Origin of the sequence: Aeromonas sp. FDAARGOS 1410 (genome assembly GCF_019048745.1) — a bacterium.
Lineage (GTDB): Bacteria > Pseudomonadota > Gammaproteobacteria > Enterobacterales > Aeromonadaceae > Aeromonas > Aeromonas jandaei.
In genome coordinates this window covers 693,304-710,768 of sequence record NZ_CP077401.1, presented here as the reverse complement: position 1 = coordinate 710,768, position 17,465 = coordinate 693,304, and the positions used below count along the sequence as shown (strand labels likewise).

Below are 17,465 nucleotides of genomic sequence, written 5' to 3'. Positions count from 1 at the left end.
CAATATTGTGTCAGAGGAGAGCGCTGTTTGACCACCTTTGAACCCGATTTGCCCCCATCTCCCCCAACCGGTCACCCGGGTTACGCCTCCGGCTGTCGCCAGAAGCAGAGATAAAAACGGCCCCGCTATGGGGCCGTTTGCAACGCCGGATTACAGCATGTAGTCCGCAGGCAGCTCAATGCGGGCGACGCCGGAGGCCACCGCCGCCAGCGCTACGGCGCGGGCTACGCGCGGCAGCAGACGGGCATCCATCGGCTTGGGAATGACATAATCCTTGCCGAAGGCGAGCTCGCTCACCCCGGCGGCGGTCAGCACCTCGGCCGGCACCGGCTCCTTGGCCAGTGCGCGGATCGCCTCGACCGCGGCAATCTTCATGGCATCGTTGATGCGGCTGGCACGGGCATCTAGGGCACCGCGGAAGATGAAGGGGAAGCAGAGCACGTTGTTGATCTGGTTCGGGTAGTCGGAGCGGCCGGTGCCCATGATGAGGTCGCTGCGCACCCCGTGGGCCAGCGCCGGCTTGATCTCCGGGTCCGGGTTGGAGCAGGCGAAGATCACCGGATTGGGCGCCATCAGGGCGACCGCTTCGGCGGGCAGCACATCCGGGCCGGAGACACCGACAAACACATCCGCCCCTTCGATGACATCCATCAGGGTGCGCAGCGGGGTCTCGTTGGCGAAGCGCTGCTTGTACTTGTTGAGATCGCTGCGGCCGGTGTGGATAACACCCTGACGATCCAGCATGAAGATATTGTGCGCCCTGGCGCCACACTTGATCAGCAGATCCATGCAGGCGGTGGCGGCAGCCCCCGCCCCCATGCAGACGATGCGGCTGTCACTGATGAGCTTGCCCTGGATCTCCAGCGCATTGAGCAGACCGGCGGCGGTGACGATGGCGGTACCGTGCTGGTCATCATGGAACACCGGAATATCGCAGCGCTCGATCAGCGCCTGCTCGATCTCGAAGCACTCAGGTGCCTTGATATCTTCCAGATTGATGCCGCCGAAGGTATCGGCGATTGCCGCCACCGTGTCGATGAACTGCTGGCTGGTCTCGTGCTTCACCTCGATGTCGATGGCGTCGATGCCGGCGAAGCGCTTGAACAGCAGGGCCTTGCCTTCCATCACCGGCTTGGAGGCGAGCGGCCCCAGATTGCCCAACCCCAGAATGGCGGTGCCGTTGGAGATGACGGCCACCAGATTGCCCTTGCCGGTATAACGGTAGGCATCGGCCGGGTTGGCGGCGATCTCGCGCACCGGCTCGGCGACACCCGGGCTGTAGGCCAGCGCCAGATCGCGGGCGGTTTCGGCAGGCTTGGTCAGGGCGATGGCAATTTTGCCCGGTACGGGCTGGGCGTGGTAATCGAGTGCTTCTTGACGCAGATCGGACATGGGGGACCCCGATGTGGTTGGTGCAAATGAGGTGCCGGCAGGGGGCACGCAGAAGGGCGGGGATCATAAAAGAAAGCGGTGGGCATGCCCAGCAGATCATGCTGCCATTAGCCAGATCAGACCAGTTTGTTTAGCACCATCCCCCAGCCATAGATACCACTTTAGTTATAGATCCTGCATTACAGGTGAAAAAATGGCGGCAAGTTGCCCTGCCGCCATCATGTGACCCTGCGTGCCGATTACTGACCCGAGTAGACCGGCAGCAAGTTCGCCATCGCGAGGAAGTGGAACAGTGCGGTCGCCAGTCCGAACAGGATCAGCAGCCAGGCCACCAGCTTGCCACCCGGGGTGACGAAATGCGGGGCTGCGCTGCCACTGGCAGCCCGGGCGCGGAACTTCAGCACCAGCAGCGCCGGAATAAGACAGGTCCACACAGTGGCCACTGCGCCGGCATAACCGATGGCCAGCAGGAAGCCAAACGGGAAGAGCAGCGAGAGCAGCAGCGGTGGCAGGAAAGTAACAGCCCAGCTCTTGCAGCGACCGGCACGGCTGTTGTCGAACTTGAACAGATCCGCCAGATAGTCGAACACCCCAAGCCCCACCCCGATAAAGGAGGAGAGGATGGCCGCCATGGAGAAGCCGTTGATAGCGCTGGCCACCCGCTCCGACTCGATGACGCCGGAGAGCGCCTTCAGCAGCACGTTCACATCGCCGCCCTGGGCAATCACGGGGGCAAACTCCTGACGGGGCAGGTTGCCGAAGATCCCCAGCAGCCAGAGCACATAGAGCGCCAGCGCGATCAGGGTTCCCCCCAGAATCGCCCACTTTGCCTGCCGCTCGTTCTGGTAGTAGGCGCGCAGGGAGGCGACCGAGTGGTGATAGCCAAACGAGGTGAGCGCCACCGGCAGCATCGCCATGGCATAGGGGGCGTAGTGACTCTCACCACCAGCCAGATCGAGCAGGGTCGGCAGCTTGATATGGCCGAGCAGACCGGTCACACCGAGGGCGAAGCTGATGATCATGAAAGCGATCAGCACCACAGAGATGCGGTCAACGGCGCGGGTCGAGTGCCAGACCACCAGCGAAAACACTGCCACAAACAGCACGGAAGCGAGCTTGCTGTCGATCCCCAGAATCCCCTGCAGGATGGCACCCGAGGAGGTGATGTAGGCGTAGAGCAGAATGCCGCCGACAAAGTAGACCGAGAGATTGTTGAAGAAGTTGAGCCGCTCCCCCAGCAGTTCGCGGGTCACGGTATTGAAGGAGACGCGCATGTCGTGGTGCTGGAAGGCTTCCAGCAGCATCCAGCCGGAGAGGGTCATCATCACCATGGTGACGGTCAGTGCCAACACCGACCAGAGGGTCCAGGCCCCCGCCCCCGAACTCGGCAGACCGAGCATGCCAGCCCCCACGCAGACGCTGGCGATAATGCAGGCGCCCCCCAAAATTGACGGTTTTTTCTTCATAATCCCTTCTTTTTCTGACTGGTTATCTATCCGCGGTAAACAAGACCGCGGCATGATGCCAGCCTTTGCCCGGGGAAGCACCTCAATATGGGCCAAAGGGAGGGCCTGACGTGTACAGCCAGCGCCATCCGAGCGAAGAAAGGAGGCTCAATCCATTACGGGGATCCCGGCTTTCGCCTCCGCCTCTCTGGCGATAGCCTCGGTCATCCCCTGAAAGATGAAGAGGTGGAACGGCAGCATGGCGAGCCAGTAAGCCAGCCCCCAGGCGCCCTGCGGATGCCAGTGAGCGGTGACCCGGATGCGGGTCAACCCGGACTCCTCCGGCAGGATGTTGAACTCCAGCCGGCCGACGCCCGGGGCCTTCATGTTGAACAGCAGATCGAGCCTGCGCCCCTCATCCACCCCGAGGATCTGCCAGGAGTCGAGCATGTCACCCTTCACGAAGCGATCGGGATTGGTGCGACCCCGGATGCGTGCCGGGCCGCCGATCAGGTGATCCATCCATTCGCGCACCACCCACAGCTGGTTCATGTAGAAGTAGCGCTTCTCGCCCCCCAGCCGCTGCAACACCTGCCATACCACCTCGGGGGAGGCGAGACAGATGGCATCGCCGCTGGCAGTACGGTCATAGAAGCCATATTCGGGATGGCGCCAGCGCAGGCCGAGCGGCGTCTCCTGCCCCTGCTGCTCGGCCCCCAGCTTCTGCTCCAGCGCCAGACTCTCCGCCAGTGCCTCGTCGAAGCTGAGCAGGGTCTGTGGCAGCAGGGCACGCAGCGGGCCGTCATCGGCCGGAATATCGTGCTTGAGACCGCCCACCAGCGCCTTGGCCACCGGCTGCGGCACCGAGGTGACAAACTGCAGCCACCAGGCGGAGAGACGCGGACTCAGAAACGGGATGGGAATGATGGGACAGCGTTTGCCGATATGGGCGGCGAACTTCTGCAACTGCTGTTGATAGCTGAGCAGTTCTGGGCCGACCGCATTGAAGATGCGACCATCCACCTCGTCGGCTTCCACCAGCCCACCCAGATAGTGCAGCAGGTTGGACAGCGCAATCGGCGGCGTGCGCGAGCGCACCCATTTGGGCGTCACCATCAGCGGCAGGTTGAACACCAGATCCCGCATCACCTCGAACGCCGCCGAGCCCGGGCCGATGATAATGCCTGCGCGCAGCTCCACCGTCGGTACGCCGGATTCACGAAACAGCTCGCCACAGTGGCGGCGGGAGTTGAGATGGCGACTGTTGCACTGCTCCGGCTGGATTGCCCCGAGATAGATGATGCGGCGCACCCCGGCGGCGCGGGCGGCGGCAGCAAAGTTCTTCACTCCCTGCTGCTCCAGCCGGTGAAAATCGGCCCCCGCCCCCATGGCATGCACCAGATAAAAAACGGTATCGATGCCCGCCAGCGCAGGCAGCAGGGTGATGGGCTTGAGGCTGTCGGCGAGGCGAAACTCGACCCCCTCAGGCAAGCGGCAGGGACGGCGCGCCCCGGCAATCACCCTGTAGCCCAACGTTTGCAGGTGAGGCACCAGATAGGAGCCTATATAGCCCGCCGCCCCCATCACCAGACAGTTTCTCATCCTATCTCCCCTTTCCATTGTCGTCCCGGCCACCGGGCTGGCAACCTGAATGCCCATCATCCAGCCTCACCGTCACTTTGCAACATGGAACTAACAATTCTGCCTGTTAGTCCGATTTGGTGTTAATCCCGGTTCATTCTCTGGTCGATAACTGACCAGATGTATAGCGCCGAGGGCGAAGATATGCGCATCGATCACTACGACCTCCAAGGGGAGGTGCAATACCGGCAGCAACAGGCGCAAGCCCGCAAGGTGCGCAGACTGGGACCGGTCACGCCACAGGCCAATGGCGTCAACGGGACGGCCGCCACACCGTCATCCGGCGAGCAGCGAACTACCCTGATGCAAGCCAGTGCCCTGACGCTGCAAGCCAGCAGCCGGAGCAATACCCAGACTCCCCCGCAGACGACAGCCGCACCAGCCAAAGCGGAGGGGAGTAAATATCAGGAGGAGAACGGCGTTCCCAACGACGGGCTCGACAACCACCAGCGGCTTATCAAGCTGATGATCGAGGCGATGCTGGGCCACGAAATCGAGCTGCCGGATCCGATCAAACCGACCGACCAGAGCGCGGAGGGGGTGAACTCCCCGACGGGCGACGGCAGTCAACCCGCCGCCGAACCGGATCAACTGGTGGAAGTAACCGACAGCCTGCTGCAAAAGGAGCAGCTCAACGTAGTCGCCTCGGCCAGCATAGAGACTCAGGATGGCCAGAGCCTGCAACTTGATCTCGGTTTTGTACTGGACTGGCGCCAGCTCGATATCAGCAAGCGCCGCACTACCCTCAATGCCCTCAAGGATCCGCTGGTGCTCAGTCTGGATGGAAAAATCGCCGGCCTGACCGACGCCCGGGTCAAGTTCGACATTGATCAGGATGGCAAAGAGGATAGCCTGCCGGGCTTGAGTGAAGGCAGCGGCTTTGTGGCGCTGGATCGCAACGGCAACGGCACCATAGACGATGGCGGCGAGCTGTTCGGGGCCCGCTCCGGCAACGGTTTTGGCGAGCTGGCAACCCTGGATGAGGATGGCAACGGGGTGCTGGACGAGCGGGATAGCCAGTTCTCGGCGCTGCAGTTCTGGCAGCCGGAGCAATCCCCCATCGCCCTGGTGGAGCTGGGGATCGGCGCCATCCTGCTCCATCCCCTCGACACCCCCTTCAACCATCTGGGGGAAAGCGGCAATCAGGGGGTGCTGCGCCAGTCCGGTCTCTATGTGACCGAGCAGGGCAAGGGAGGCTGGGTGCAGCAGGTCGACCTGCGGGTCTGACCCCTGCACCCGCATGGCAAACCCGGTCGCTGACGAAGCGCGCCAGCGACCGCTTCACCATCAGCGACAAGAGCCTGACTCAGTTCAGCTCGGTGGGGTCGATGTCGAGGCTCCAGCGTACCCGCTTGGTCTCGGGCCACCCCTCCAGCTCCTTCACCGCCCAATCGAGCAGCTGGGCCAGTGGAGCCCGGTTCGGCCCCTGCACCAGCAACTGCATGCGGAACTTGCCCGCCTTGCGCTCCATAAAACCGCTGATGGGCCCGAGCACCTGAACATGGGGATAGCGGGCGCTGCGCAGGGTATCGGCGAGACGAGCGAGGAACAGCTGCACCTCGTCACGGCCGTTGGCCTCGGCCCGAAACAGTCCCTGATAGCTGAAAGGCGGCAGCCCCAGCAGGCGGCGCTCTTTCAGCGCCGTATCGGCGAAGTGGCCGTAACCGTTCTGGGTCAGATCCTGCAGCAGGGCGTGCTCCGGATGGTGGCTCTGCAGCACCACCAACCCGGGTTTGCTGGCACGACCGGCACGGCCCGCCACCTGGGTGTAGAGCTGGGCCAGCTTCTCGGCGGCGCGAAAATCGGCACTGAATAGCGCGCCATCCACATCCAGCAGTCCGACCAGCGTCACATCCGGGAAGTGGTGGCCCTTGGCCAGCATCTGGGTACCGATCAGGATCTTGTACTTGCCCGCCTTGATGTCACCGAGGTGGGTCTCCAACTCCCCCTTGCGACGGGTGTTGTCCCGATCGATACGCACCACCGGATATTGCGGGAACACGGTGCTAAGCAGCTGCTCCAGCTGTTCGGTGCCAACCCCGGAGCCGATCAGCTCGTTGCTGCCGCACTCGGGGCAGTGATGGGGCAGCGGGCGCACGCTGTCGCAGTGGTGGCAGTGCAGCCGTCGCCCGGCCTGATGCCAGGTGTACCAGGCATCGCAGCGCTCGCAGGCGGCGCTCCAGCCACACTGGTGGCAGATCAGGGCCGGGGCATAGCCGCGGCGGTTGAGAAACAGCATCACCTGGTTGCCCGCCGCCAGATGCTCCGCCATCAACTGCTCCAGCTGAGGGGAAAGCCCGGCCTGCAGTCGCACGTTCTTGATATCCAGGATCACCTGACGGGCGGTCTGGGCATTGCCGGCGCGGCGAGTCAGGGTGAGATGGTGATACTTGCCGCTGCGGGCGTTGTGCAATGTCTCCAGCGACGGGGTGGCCGAGCCAAGCAGGATGGGGATCCCGGCACGATGAGCCCGCATCACCGCCAGATCCCGCGCGTGGTAGCGAAAACCGTCCTGCTGCTTGAAGGAGCCGTCGTGCTCCTCGTCGATGATGATGATGCCGAGGTTGTGAAACGGGGTGAACACCGCAGAGCGGGTGCCGATCAGGATGGCAGCGCCGCCGTCGCGGCAGGCAAGCCAGGCATCGAGCCGCTCCCGATCGTTCATGGCCGAGTTCATCGCCACCACCGGCACGTTGAAGCGGCGCCGGAAGCGGTTGATGGTCTGCGGGGTGAGGCCGATCTCCGGCACCATCACCAGCGCCTGCTTGCCCGCCTTGAGCAGCGGCTCGAGGATGCTCAGGTAAACTTCGGTCTTGCCGGAACCTGTGATGCCGTCCAGCAGGAAGGCACCGAACTTGTCGCTCTGGCTGGTAACGGCAGAAACGGCCAGCGCCTGCTCGCCGTTGAGGCGCAGCCCCTCCCCCGGTTCAAAACGGGCAGCCCAGTCGCCGTCGTGACTCGGCTCCAGCGAGCGCTTCTCCAGCAGCCCCTTCTTCTCCAGCGCAGTGAGTGCGGCGCTCTGGATCTCCTCCTGCTTGAGGGCGGAGGGGGTCTGCGGCCCCTTGCGCAGCAGAGCGAGCGCCTGCTGCTGCTTGGCTGCCCGCTTGAGTTCATTGAGATCGATGGCCATGCCGGCCTCGGTGGCAAACCAGAACTCCAGCTCGCGATAGGCGGCCGGCTCCCCCTTGCGCACCAGCACCGGCAGGGCGTGCGGCAGCACCTCTCCCAACGGGTGCTGGTAGTAACTGGCGCTCCAGTTCATCAGCGCCAGAATGTCGGGCCCCAGCACGGGGGCGCTATCCAGCACCCGCTTGATGGGTTTGAGCTTGTTACGCGGCACCTGGCTGTCGGCCGGGTGCTCCACCACCAGCCCGACCAGGGTTTGCGGGCCGAAAGGGATCTCGACCCGACAACCGGGAGCAGGTAACGGCAGGGGGGAGAGATAGTCGAAATGACGGCGTAGCGGCACCGGTACAGCCACACGAACCAGATCCAGCGTTTGGGAAGAATTCACCAGAGGTTGCCTATTTTTTCTGCGAAGCCACTTGCCTGATCTCAGGCATTTCCTATATTATTCGCAGCCTTTGAAACTGTGTTCAACAATCGTGTGGTGTCCGACAAGAGATCGGATGGCGACACGGCCTATTACTTTGAGGTTGTCCATGAAAGCTGGTATCCATCCTGACTACGTAGCCATCACCGCCAAGTGCTCTTGCGGTAACGTCATCAACACTTTCTCTACCATCGGTAAAGATCTGAACCTGGACGTGTGCTCCGAGTGCCACCCGTTCTACACCGGCAAGCAGAAAGAAGTTTCTAGCGGCGGCCGCGTAGACAAGTTCAACAAGCGTTTCGGTGCGATGACTTCCAAGAAGTAATTCTACTTCTGACGAATTCTGAAAAAGACGCCTTATGGGCGTCTTTTTTGTTTCTGTGGTCTTCCAATCATTCACGTTTTTCGCCAGTCAGGCTCAGTGCCCACGCTCGCGCACCCTGCGCAGATAGACATATCCCTCCCCCGGACTCCCCCAGCGCGCCTTGCCCGCCAGATCATAAGCCCGATCCAGCAGTCTGACACTGTTGGGACCAATCCAGACATGCTGCACCAGCGTGCTGGCGCCACCGAAATCGGTAGCGCAGTGACCAACCCGGGTATGACCGGCATATTCACCGGATGGCGTGCGGCTCAACCAGATCTCGCAGCCACGACGCAGAGATAGTTGCTGGGGGGTGAGGCTATCGAGCAATTCCGGGTTGTGCCAGGCGCCGGCAAAGTCGGTGGCCCGCGGCATGGTCAGTTCGGCCATCAGAATGCGTCCGTCAGGACTGGGGGAGAAACGATAGATCCGCTGGCGGAAGGGGCGAACGGCCCGCAGGGTCAGATACTGCTCGGCATAGACCCAGCGATAGCCCTGATAGCCACGCCAGATCTCCACCAGACGCAGTTCAGCGCTGGTAAAGCGATCGTCGTATCGCGCCTGCTCCTGGCTCGAAAAATCACCGCTGAACCAGCTGAGCAGCGGCTCCATGCCGGAAATAGTGGCCCGGGACGATACTCCTGCCGATACCAGACAGGAGCAAAATAGCCCGAATACGGCCACCAGCAACTTTGTCATCGAATCCTTCCGAATCATCATAGTGGCGGCGATTATATGAGCGAAGCTGTTCAATAACAGCCATTACGATCAAATCATTGCCACTCTGGTGAAAAAACCTCGCAAGGATGCCCGCCCGATCACTAAACCCGGTATTTCGCGACCGCCTGATTCAGCAGCTTGGCCTGCTCGTTCAGCCCCTGACTGGATCTGGCATTCTCCGCCGCCATGGCGCTCGACTCCTGCGCAATGTCGCGGATGTTGTTGACGTTGCGATTCACCTCGTTGGCAACCAGGCTCTGCTCCTCGATCGCCGCCGCAATCTGGGTGCTCATATCCATGATGTGGGTAACATCCTGAGTGATCTGCTCCAGCAGCGCCCCCGCCACGTTGGCCTGATCGGAACTGCGACTCCCCTGCTCGCGGCAGGTCGCCATCACCTCGACGATACTGCCGGTCTGCTTCTGCAACGAGCTGATGATGCCGGCGATCTCCTGAGTCGATTTCTGGGTGCGAATGGCAAGGCTGCGCACCTCATCCGCCACCACCGCAAAACCGCGCCCCTGATCCCCCGCCCGTGCCGCCTCGATCGCCGCGTTGAGGGCCAACAGGTTGGTCTGCTCGGCAATACCGCGGATGACGTCCAGCACCGAGCCGATGGTCTCGCTCTCTCTTTGCAACTGACCAACCTCGCGGGATGAGTGCTCGAGATTGTCAGCCAGCAGACGGATCTGGTCGACGGTGTTCTCCACCGCACTGCGCCCCTCCATCGCCTTGTTGTTGGTCGCCTGGGCATTGTTGGCGGCCTGCTCGGTGTTGCGGGCGATCTCCTCTATGGTGGAGCCCATCTCGGTCGAGGCGGTGGCCACCATGTCGGTCTCCTGCAGCTGACGAGCCGCTCCCTCACTGGTACGTTTAACGTTGTCCGAGAGGTGATCTGCCGCCTCCGTCAGGGTATGCACGCTCTGTTTCACATCGCCAATCAGGTTGCGGAAGCCGCCCAGCATCACATCAAGATTCCCCGCCAGTTGAGCCATTTCATCGGCTCCCTGCAGCTCGATCTTGAGGCGCAGGTCATTATCCTGACGAATGCGATTGACGGTATCATTTACCCGGCTAATGGGACGATCGATACTGCGACCCAGCAGCACGCTCATGACACCTATCAGTACGATGATCACCCCGCCACACATCAACATCAGGGTATTGAGGCGAGCAGTCTGCTGATCCAGCTCACCGGCGATATGCTGGTCGACGGCAGAGAACACCTGCTCGGTCTGATGAACCAAGCCCCGCATCTGGTTGCGCAGCCCTTCATCCTCATTCAGCCCCAGCACCTGCATACCCTGCACCAATGCAACAAAGTCCTGCCGGTACTGTTCACTCGCCTGCTCCAGCTTGCCGCGGTCGGCTTCCGGCAAGGCGGCCAGACTCTGCTGAAAACTCTTGTGCAGAGTCTGGAAACGGTCGAGATACTGGACATCTGATCGCAGCATGAAGTCTTTCTCCGCCCGTCTCAGCTGCAGCATGGTGATGAGCAACCCCTGCTGATCCAGCTTTTTGAGGCCATCTTCCACTTCATGCACGGCAGTCCGCAGCTTGCCATAGAGCCCATCCTCCGGCCCAAGACCAATCTTCTGCTGCTGGGCAACCAGCTCCAGAAACGCCTTGCCGTAAGCCGCCATCTGCTGATCCAGCCTGGCCAGATCGGCATGCACCGCAGCCAGGTTGTCGTCACGGCCCAGGGTCTCGTCCAGCTGGTGGAACTGCGTCATGACCTCATTGAAATGGTTAACGAAGCTCAGATCCTTGCGCAGCAGGAAATCCTTCTCGGCCCGCCGCAAATTGAGCATGGCGATCTCCAGCCCGTCCACATTGCGCTGGGCTTGTGTCAGGCTGCGGGTAACCTGGCTCGAATAGATAAAGAGGCCGCTCAGTACCATCATGGCAATGGCAACCAGTACGGTATTCAGAATCAACTTATGACGGATCAGCACGATGCACCTCTCACCTGTACGGATGAACTGCATTGAGCTTATGCGGAAAACGTTATCCCTGTGGCTGTTCAAGGAATATTCATTGAAATGCCGGTCTCACTCCTTATACTGGATCCACCTGTTTCCAGCCGTGGATTTGACACTATGGAATACAACACTTCAGAACTGTGCGACATCTATCAGGACATGGTGGATGTGCTCGAACCCATGCTTTGCTCCTTCGGCGGCCGTGCCTCTTTCGGCGGCGTCATCACCACCGTCAAGTGCTTCGAATCGAACGGTCTCATCCGTGAACTCGTCAAAGAGAACGGCGTTGGCCGGGTGCTGCTGATCGATGGCGGTGGCTCCATGCGCCGCGCCCTGATCGACAGCGAAATCGCCACCACTGCCGCTGAAAACGAGTGGGAGGGGATTGTCTGCTACGGCTGCGTCCGCGAAGTCGATATCCTCGAAGATCTCGACATCGGCATTCAGGCGCTGGCGGCCATTCCGGTCGGCGCCGATAGCAAGGATGTGGGGGAAACGGATCTGCCGGTCAATTTTGGCGGAGTCACCTTCCTGCCTGACGATCATCTCTACGCCGATACCACAGGGGTGATCCTCTCCCCCGAGGCACTCGACATCGAGTAAGCCAGCAGCATGATGACGGGAGCAACTGCTCCCGTTTTTTATGCCCGCAATTTGCCGAAACCGGGACAAAAAAAGAGGGCCAGATAAACTGGCCCTTAACTGGAAGCAATGTGAGCAATGTCGTGCCTTCACAAGAAGTCCATCACGTTGGAACGGATGAGGCCTTTCCCGGAAAACAAGTTAACGATAATCATTCTCATTTAATTGAGCAAGCTTTATTTGCCAATCAGGCAAAAAAATTGGCCACCGCTAAGGGTGGCCAATTTCATCAGGCTTGTCGGACTGCGGATTGCAACCCGGGCAATCCTGCCTCTCCAACCAGCTTGCGACTGAGATAGCGCAGCAGCACGCCGTAGAGCGGCACGAACAAACCAAGGCTAATCAACAGCTTGAACACATAGTCCACGGTCGCGATCTCGACCCAGTGCTCCGCCATGAAGGGGTCTGTCGTGCGCCAGAAGGCCACACTGAAGAAGGCGATGGTATCGACCATGTTGCCAAACAGGGTGGAAGCAGCTGGCGCCACCCACCAGTGCTTGAGCAGACGCAGGCGGTTGAATACCACCACGTCCATAAACTGGCCCACCAGATAGGCCATAAAGCTGGCCAGCGCGATACGTGCCACAAACAGGTTGAATTCAGCCAGATGGCCAACCCCCTGGAAGCTCCCTTCAAAAAAGAGTACGGAGAGCGCATAAGAGATGGCCAGTGCCGGCAGCATCACGGTCTGGATAATCTTGCGCGCCAGACCGGCACCGAAGATCCGCACCGTCAGGTCGGTCGCCAGAAAGATAAACGGGAAGCTGAACGCGCCCCAGGTGGTGTGAAAACCGAAGACGGTGATGGGCAGCTGAACCAGATAGTTGCTGCTGGCAATAACGAGGATATGGAACAACGACAGGCGAACGAGCGCCGTTTGGTACTGCTCAGGGGTCAGATTCATCTTGTGACCTTTTTGGTTAATGGGGTTAGGGAACCCATATCGCCACCATTGGCGATAATCGAGGGGCGAGATTATACGCCCCAAAACCGATAGTTCAATCTTTATGCTGTCTGGCAAGCCAGAGCAGCGTCTCCCGATCTTCAGGACGTACCGCCTCCAACCAGCAGCCGCTGTAGTGCTCAAACTCCAGTCTGAACTGGCTCCCCTCGAAATCCAGCAACCAGCTATGGCGATCGGCACCGACATCCCGCTCCAGTGGATGCAGCTCCCACGCCTGCAGCAGCGCCCCGGCCAAGGCCGGAAAGGTGTCCCAGTCGAGAGCGGAGCACGCCAGCATTACAACTCCGGCATCGCTATCTATCTGTTTGATCTGCCATCTCATTCCAAATCTCTCAGCTGCTGCAGGAGAGCTCGCCACCGCAATACCATGCCGGTTGCGGGGTAGCGAGATCCTCATATTCGGGTTGTTCATCATAGGGGCGTTGCAAAGCGGCAAACAAGCGCTCGAACGGCTGCATATCGCCAGCCTCGGCAGCATCGATCACCTGCTGGGCCAGCGCATTGCGCAGCACATATTTGGGATTGATGGCATCCATCCGCGCCTTGCGCACGGCATCTTCGCTTTCTTCGCGCACCAGCCGCTCCCGGTAACGAGTCAACCACCCCTGCCACGCAGCGGGGTCGGCTAATAACACCAGCAAGGATGCCGGCCATGCCCCCTCTCCCGTCACCTCACCGAGACGGCGCAGGAACAGGTGGTAATCTACCTTATGGGCCGCCAACAATCGGAACAACTCTCGGAAAAGCGCCGGGTCATCCTCCTCCCACACCGCCAGCCCGAGTTTGGCCCGCATCAGTTCGGAGTAGTGCAGCATCAGCTGCTGTTCGTACTGGGCCAGCGCAGCAGCCAGCGCATCACCGTCTACATGGCCAGCCAACGCCTGCGCCAGCTTTTGCAGATTCCAGTAACCGACCGCCGGCTGCTGATCCAGCGCGTAACGACCCGCCGGATCCGAGTGGTTGCAGACAAAATCGGGCACATAGGCATCGATAAAGCCGTATGGCCCGTAATCCAGCGTCAGGCCGAGCAGCGACATGTTGTCGGTATTCATTACCCCGTGACAGAAGCCCGCCGCCTGCCATTTGGCAATCAGCCGCGCGGTGCGGCACACCACTTCGGCAAACAGTTCGGCACCACTCTCCTGTTCGGGGAAGTGGTGGCGCAGCAGATAATCGATGAGCGGCGGGATCTTCTCCCCCTGCCCGCTCCAGGCGAAATACTCGATATGGCCGAAGCGCAGATGACTGGGGGCGGTGCGCAGCACGGTCGCTCCCGTCTCCACCTGTTCGCGGTAAACGGGCTCCTGGCTGCCCACCAGCACCAGCGCCCGGGTGGTCGGTATGCCGAGGGCATGGAGCGTTTCGGAGGCCAGATACTCGCGAATGCTCGAGCGTAATACGGCGCGGCCATCGCCAAAACGGGAGAAAGGTGTCTTGCCCGCTCCCTTCAGATGGAGATCCCAGCGCTGGCCATCTAGCGCCTGTTGCTCACCCAGCAGCAGCGCCCGGCCATCGCCAAGCCGTGGGCTATAGCCGCCGAACTGATGGCCGGCATACACCTGCGCCACCGGCTGCATGCCGGGCAGCAATTTCCCTTCGCCACAGCAGGCGATCCAGTCAGACTCGCTGACGCCTCCCAACCCCAGCTCTGCCAGCAAAGCGCGGTTGAGGTGAAGTAGCCGGGGTTGTTGTAGCGGCTGGGGCACCACAGGTTCACAGGCCCAGGGCAGTTCGCTCGCAAAAGTGTTGATCAGCTTCATGGTTGTGCCATTCATCCCTGAGTATGCTCGTGTCACTCTTTATACTGCCGTCAGCAGGCTGTCCGCCAACCGGCAATCCTCATTTGTTCAATTCAAGGAGAAGAAGATGCAAAAGTGGCTATATGCCCTGCCCCTGCTGGCTCTGGCCTGGGTTCATCAGGTCAAGGCAGCCGATATCGAAGCGGGCAAGACCAAAGCGGCCGTCTGTGCCGCCTGTCACGGCGTGGAAGGCAAGGCGATGATCCCCAACTACCCCCATCTGGCCGGACAGAATGCCGCCTATCTGGTGAAACAGCTGAAGGCTTTCAAGGATGGCAGCCGCAAAGAGCCCCTGATGGTTCCCTTTATGGCACCGCTCACCGATGCGGATATGGAGAATCTGGCAGCCTATTACGCCAGCCTCAAGTAATCTGCTGCGCCCGACTGTCGGGCGCCTCCCAGTTGGCGAAGCATCCATTCGGCCGTGCTTCGCCAAGCTTGCTTACCGCCGGCAATAGTCGATGATCAGGTCCATAAAGGCTTCACCGAAACGTTCCAGCTTGCGGTGACCGACGCCGTTGACCGCCAGCATTTCCTCCTCGGTCATCGGCATCAATTGTGCCATCTCCACCAGAGTGGCATCGTTGAATACCACGTAGGGCGGCACCTCTTCATCTTCGGCAATCTGCTTGCGCAGGGCGCGCAGCTCCTTGAACAGCCGCTTGTCATAGTTGGCATTGTCGAGCAGACCGTTGCGCTTCTCCTTGCGGCTGGAGATAGGCTGCAAGCGGGGCACTGCCAGCGCCAGCTTCACCTCGCCACGCAGCACCGGACGGGCCGCTTCGGTCAGTTGCAACACCAAGTTGCGGGTAATGTTCTGGGTCAGTAGCCCCTTGTGGATCAGCTGTCGGATCACGCTCATCCAGTATTCGTGGCTCTGATCCTTGCCGATACCATAGGTCGAGAGCTTGTCGTGGCCGTGATCCTTGATGCGCTGGTTCAGCGACCCGCGCAACACCTCCACCACATAACCCACCCCGAAATTCTGTCCCACCCGCCAGACGCAGGAGAGCGCCTTCTGGGCATCTTCGGTGCCGTCATAGCTCTTGGGCGGATCGAGGCAGATATCGCAGTTGCCGCACGGCTTGTCGTTGTACTCGCCGAAGTAGTTGAGCAGCACCTGACGGCGGCAGGTCTGCGCCTCGGCAAAGGCCGCCATCACGTTGAGCTTGTACTGCTCCACCTGCAGCTGCTGAGGATTCTCGATGTTGTCGAGCAGGCGGCGCACCCGACCGATATCGGCAGGATCGTAGAGCAGCAACGCCTCGGCCGGGGTGCCATCACGACCGGCGCGACCGGTCTCCTGATAGTAGGATTCGATGTTCTTCGGGATGTCGTAGTGCACCACGAAGCGCACATTGGGCTTGTCGATGCCCATACCAAACGCCACCGTCGCCACCACTATCTCGATATCATCCTTGAGGAAGGCCTCCTGCGTCTGCTGACGCAGCTCGAGCGGCAGACCGGCATGGTAGGGTGCCGCCTTGCAGCCGTGACGGGATAGCCGCTCGGCCACCTCCTCCACCCGGTTGCGGCTGGAGCAGTAGACGATGCCGCAGTTGCCCTTCTGACTCTGGACGTAGCGCAGTAGCTGCTCGGCCGCCTTGAACTTCTCCACCAGGCTGTAGCGGATATTGGGGCGATCGAAGCTGGCAGTGTGGATAAAGGGATCGCTCAGTTCCAACCGGTGCAACATATCGCTGCGGGTCGCCTCATCGGCGGTGGCGGTCAACGCCACTACCGGCACCTGCGGGAACCACTGCTTGAGCCGGCCCAGCGCCGCATATTCCGGTCGGAAGTCATGGCCCCACTGGGAGACGCAGTGCGCCTCGTCGATGGCGAACAGCCCGAGCGGCAGCTCGGCCAGCCGGTCCATAAATTCGTGCTGCAGCAGTCGCTCGGGGGAGACATAGACCAGCTTGATCTCGCCGCGACGCATGGCAGCGAAGTTCTGGATCATCTCCTCCCGACTCAGGGCCGAGTTGATGTAGACCGCGGCCACGCCGTTGGCTCGCAGGCTGTCGACCTGATCCTTCATCAGTGAAATGAGGGGAGAGACCACCACCCCGAGCCCGGGTCGCAACAGTGCTGGGATCTGGTAACAGAGCGACTTGCCACCGCCGGTGGGCTTAAGCACCAGCGCATCGCGCCCCGCCACGATCTGCTCGATAATCTCGAGCTGACCCGGCCGGAACTGCTGATAGCCGAAGACCGCCTGCAGCAGGGCAAGCGGACTCTCTGGCTGAGGATCTGGCAGGGTTTCGGCAATCGCGGTCATGGGCTCTCCTTTGGGGTCGCCATTCTAAAGCAGCCGCCGCCCACAATAAACCTGCCATTGCGACTGTTAAAGAACTGTTGCAGACTGGCTGGAGCTTTTACTCTGCTTTGCAAACAGGAATCGGATTCAAGGAATGAAACAGATGCTCAAGAAGATGGCGCTCAGTGGCATTGCCAACCTGTTCGCCGAAAAGATGCCCTTCAACAAGCTGATCGGCATGCAGGTGACCCACTACGACTTCGACCGGGTGGAGCTGCGCATCAAGATGGAGGAGAAGCTGATCGGCAACCCCTTCCACAACATCCTGCACGGTGGCGTCACAGCAGCTCTGCTCGACGTGGCGGGCGGCATGATAGTCGCGGCCTCCTGCATCGACGATCTGGAGGATTTCTCCCCCAGTTATCTCAAGGAACGCTTCTCCCGCCTCGGCACCATAGATCTGCGGGTGGACTATCTGCGGCCGGGGCGCGGCAACGAGTTTATTGCCACCGCCCACATCATCCGGGCCGGCAGCAAGGTCGCGGTAGCCCGGATGGAGCTGCACAACGAAGAGGGCACCCATATCGCCTTTGGGACCGGCACCTATCTGGTGGGCTAAACGCCATTAATGCATAAAAAGCACTCTGCTAATCCACTTTTAATCATTAGATTCCCTACCCCCTCTGGCTAAAGCAGGTCCATACTC

Annotated in this window: 15 protein-coding genes; 5 read left to right on the top strand and 10 right to left on the bottom strand. The window is 60.8% G+C overall.

The features are described from left to right. Positions 1 to 150: 150 nt before the first annotated feature. The 3 genes from I6L40_RS03295 to I6L40_RS03285 all read right to left on the bottom strand — a co-directional run bounded on the left by I6L40_RS03295 (position 151) and on the right by I6L40_RS03285 (position 4,439). Entirely contained in the window at positions 151 to 1,392 is a 1,242-nt protein-coding gene (locus I6L40_RS03295) for a malic enzyme-like NAD(P)-binding protein (RefSeq protein WP_071913998.1), read from the bottom strand. 239 nt (positions 1,393 to 1,631) lie between these two features. After that, the gene (locus tag I6L40_RS03290) at positions 1,632 to 2,858 is read right to left on the bottom strand and encodes an aromatic amino acid transporter (RefSeq protein WP_216994992.1); all 1,227 of its coding nucleotides are present in this window, start codon (positions 2,856 to 2,858) and stop codon (positions 1,632 to 1,634) included. A 147-nt stretch (positions 2,859 to 3,005) separates the two neighbouring features. Then, positions 3,006 to 4,439, bottom strand: coding sequence for a DUF2867 domain-containing protein (locus I6L40_RS03285; RefSeq protein WP_071913994.1), 1,434 nt, complete (start codon positions 4,437 to 4,439; stop codon positions 3,006 to 3,008). Positions 4,440 to 4,598: 159 nt separating this feature from the next. On the opposite strand from I6L40_RS03285, the gene I6L40_RS03280 reads away from it, so the two are divergent. Continuing rightward, a complete protein-coding gene (locus I6L40_RS03280; protein WP_071913992.1) occupies positions 4,599 to 5,705 on the top strand; it encodes a hypothetical protein in 1,107 nt (368 codons plus the stop codon). 79 nt (positions 5,706 to 5,784) lie between these two features. Here I6L40_RS03280 and priA read toward each other — a convergent pair whose 3' ends face one another. Further along, entirely contained in the window at positions 5,785 to 7,992 is a 2,208-nt protein-coding gene (priA, locus tag I6L40_RS03275; RefSeq protein WP_083593507.1) for a primosomal protein N', read from the bottom strand. A 148-nt stretch (positions 7,993 to 8,140) separates the two neighbouring features. On the opposite strand from priA, the gene rpmE reads away from it, so the two are divergent. Beyond that, positions 8,141 to 8,356 (top strand): 50S ribosomal protein L31, encoded by a 216-nt coding sequence (gene rpmE / locus I6L40_RS03270; protein WP_033115620.1) that lies wholly within the window; start codon positions 8,141 to 8,143, stop codon positions 8,354 to 8,356. A 93-nt stretch (positions 8,357 to 8,449) separates the two neighbouring features. Here the strand turns inward: rpmE and I6L40_RS03265 are convergent, their stop codons facing one another. Then, a complete protein-coding gene (locus I6L40_RS03265; protein WP_071913991.1) occupies positions 8,450 to 9,094 on the bottom strand; it encodes a chromophore lyase CpcT/CpeT in 645 nt (214 codons plus the stop codon). Positions 9,095 to 9,216: 122 nt separating this feature from the next. Continuing rightward, the gene (locus tag I6L40_RS03260) at positions 9,217 to 11,070 is read right to left on the bottom strand and encodes a methyl-accepting chemotaxis protein (RefSeq protein WP_216994991.1); all 1,854 of its coding nucleotides are present in this window, start codon (positions 11,068 to 11,070) and stop codon (positions 9,217 to 9,219) included. A gap of 144 nt (positions 11,071 to 11,214) precedes the next feature. Between I6L40_RS03260 and rraA the strand changes: the two genes are divergently transcribed. Then, complete coding sequence (rraA, locus tag I6L40_RS03255; protein ID WP_021138460.1) at positions 11,215 to 11,700, top strand: ribonuclease E activity regulator RraA; 486 nt, start codon at positions 11,215 to 11,217, stop codon at positions 11,698 to 11,700. 268 nt (positions 11,701 to 11,968) lie between these two features. On the opposite strand, the gene I6L40_RS03250 is transcribed toward rraA, so the two are convergent. The 3 genes from I6L40_RS03250 to I6L40_RS03240 form a co-directional block, all read right to left on the bottom strand. Beyond that, positions 11,969 to 12,643 (bottom strand): 7-cyano-7-deazaguanine/7-aminomethyl-7-deazaguanine transporter, encoded by a 675-nt coding sequence (locus I6L40_RS03250; RefSeq protein WP_216994990.1) that lies wholly within the window; start codon positions 12,641 to 12,643, stop codon positions 11,969 to 11,971. Positions 12,644 to 12,737: 94 nt separating this feature from the next. Continuing rightward, positions 12,738 to 13,025, bottom strand: a complete 288-nt coding sequence (locus I6L40_RS03245) for a DUF3630 family protein (protein WP_216994989.1) — start codon at positions 13,023 to 13,025, stop codon at positions 12,738 to 12,740. A gap of 10 nt (positions 13,026 to 13,035) precedes the next feature. Beyond that, a complete protein-coding gene (locus I6L40_RS03240; protein WP_216994988.1) occupies positions 13,036 to 14,463 on the bottom strand; it encodes a YdiU family protein in 1,428 nt (475 codons plus the stop codon). 106 nt (positions 14,464 to 14,569) lie between these two features. Between I6L40_RS03240 and I6L40_RS03235 the strand changes: the two genes are divergently transcribed. Further along, entirely contained in the window at positions 14,570 to 14,872 is a 303-nt protein-coding gene (locus I6L40_RS03235; RefSeq protein ID WP_042029510.1) for a cytochrome c, read from the top strand. A 72-nt stretch (positions 14,873 to 14,944) separates the two neighbouring features. On the opposite strand, the gene recQ is transcribed toward I6L40_RS03235, so the two are convergent. After that, complete coding sequence (gene recQ / locus I6L40_RS03230; RefSeq protein WP_216994987.1) at positions 14,945 to 16,780, bottom strand: ATP-dependent DNA helicase RecQ; 1,836 nt, start codon at positions 16,778 to 16,780, stop codon at positions 14,945 to 14,947. A gap of 133 nt (positions 16,781 to 16,913) precedes the next feature. Here recQ and I6L40_RS03225 point away from each other — a divergent pair, with 133 nt between their 5' ends. Next, positions 16,914 to 17,378 carry a thioesterase family protein gene (locus I6L40_RS03225; protein ID WP_182926811.1) on the top strand — a complete coding sequence of 155 codons (465 nt, stop codon included), beginning with the start codon at positions 16,914 to 16,916 and terminating at the stop codon, positions 17,376 to 17,378. Positions 17,379 to 17,465 lie beyond the last annotated feature (87 nt).

Bases quoted from the DNA above. Each gene is read 5' to 3' on its own strand.
- I6L40_RS03295 (WP_071913998.1), bottom strand. From the start codon at position 1,392: ATGTCCGATCTGCGTCAAGAAGCACTCGATTACCACGCCCAGCCCGTA.
- recQ (WP_216994987.1), bottom strand. From the start codon at position 16,780: ATGACCGCGATTGCCGAAACCCTGCCAGATCCTCAGCCAGAGAGTCCG.
- I6L40_RS03285 (WP_071913994.1), bottom strand. From the start codon at position 4,439: ATGAGAAACTGTCTGGTGATGGGGGCGGCGGGCTATATAGGCTCCTAT.
- I6L40_RS03245 (WP_216994989.1), bottom strand. From the start codon at position 13,025: ATGAGATGGCAGATCAAACAGATAGATAGCGATGCCGGAGTTGTAATG.
- rpmE (WP_033115620.1), top strand. From the start codon at position 8,141: ATGAAAGCTGGTATCCATCCTGACTACGTAGCCATCACCGCCAAGTGC.
- I6L40_RS03225 (WP_182926811.1), top strand. From the start codon at position 16,914: ATGAAACAGATGCTCAAGAAGATGGCGCTCAGTGGCATTGCCAACCTG.
- I6L40_RS03240 (WP_216994988.1), bottom strand. From the start codon at position 14,463: ATGAAGCTGATCAACACTTTTGCGAGCGAACTGCCCTGGGCCTGTGAA.
- rraA (WP_021138460.1), top strand. From the start codon at position 11,215: ATGGAATACAACACTTCAGAACTGTGCGACATCTATCAGGACATGGTG.
- I6L40_RS03280 (WP_071913992.1), top strand. From the start codon at position 4,599: ATGTATAGCGCCGAGGGCGAAGATATGCGCATCGATCACTACGACCTC.
- I6L40_RS03235 (WP_042029510.1), top strand. From the start codon at position 14,570: ATGCAAAAGTGGCTATATGCCCTGCCCCTGCTGGCTCTGGCCTGGGTT.
- I6L40_RS03290 (WP_216994992.1), bottom strand. From the start codon at position 2,858: ATGAAGAAAAAACCGTCAATTTTGGGGGGCGCCTGCATTATCGCCAGC.
- I6L40_RS03265 (WP_071913991.1), bottom strand. From the start codon at position 9,094: ATGACAAAGTTGCTGGTGGCCGTATTCGGGCTATTTTGCTCCTGTCTG.
- I6L40_RS03250 (WP_216994990.1), bottom strand. From the start codon at position 12,643: ATGAATCTGACCCCTGAGCAGTACCAAACGGCGCTCGTTCGCCTGTCG.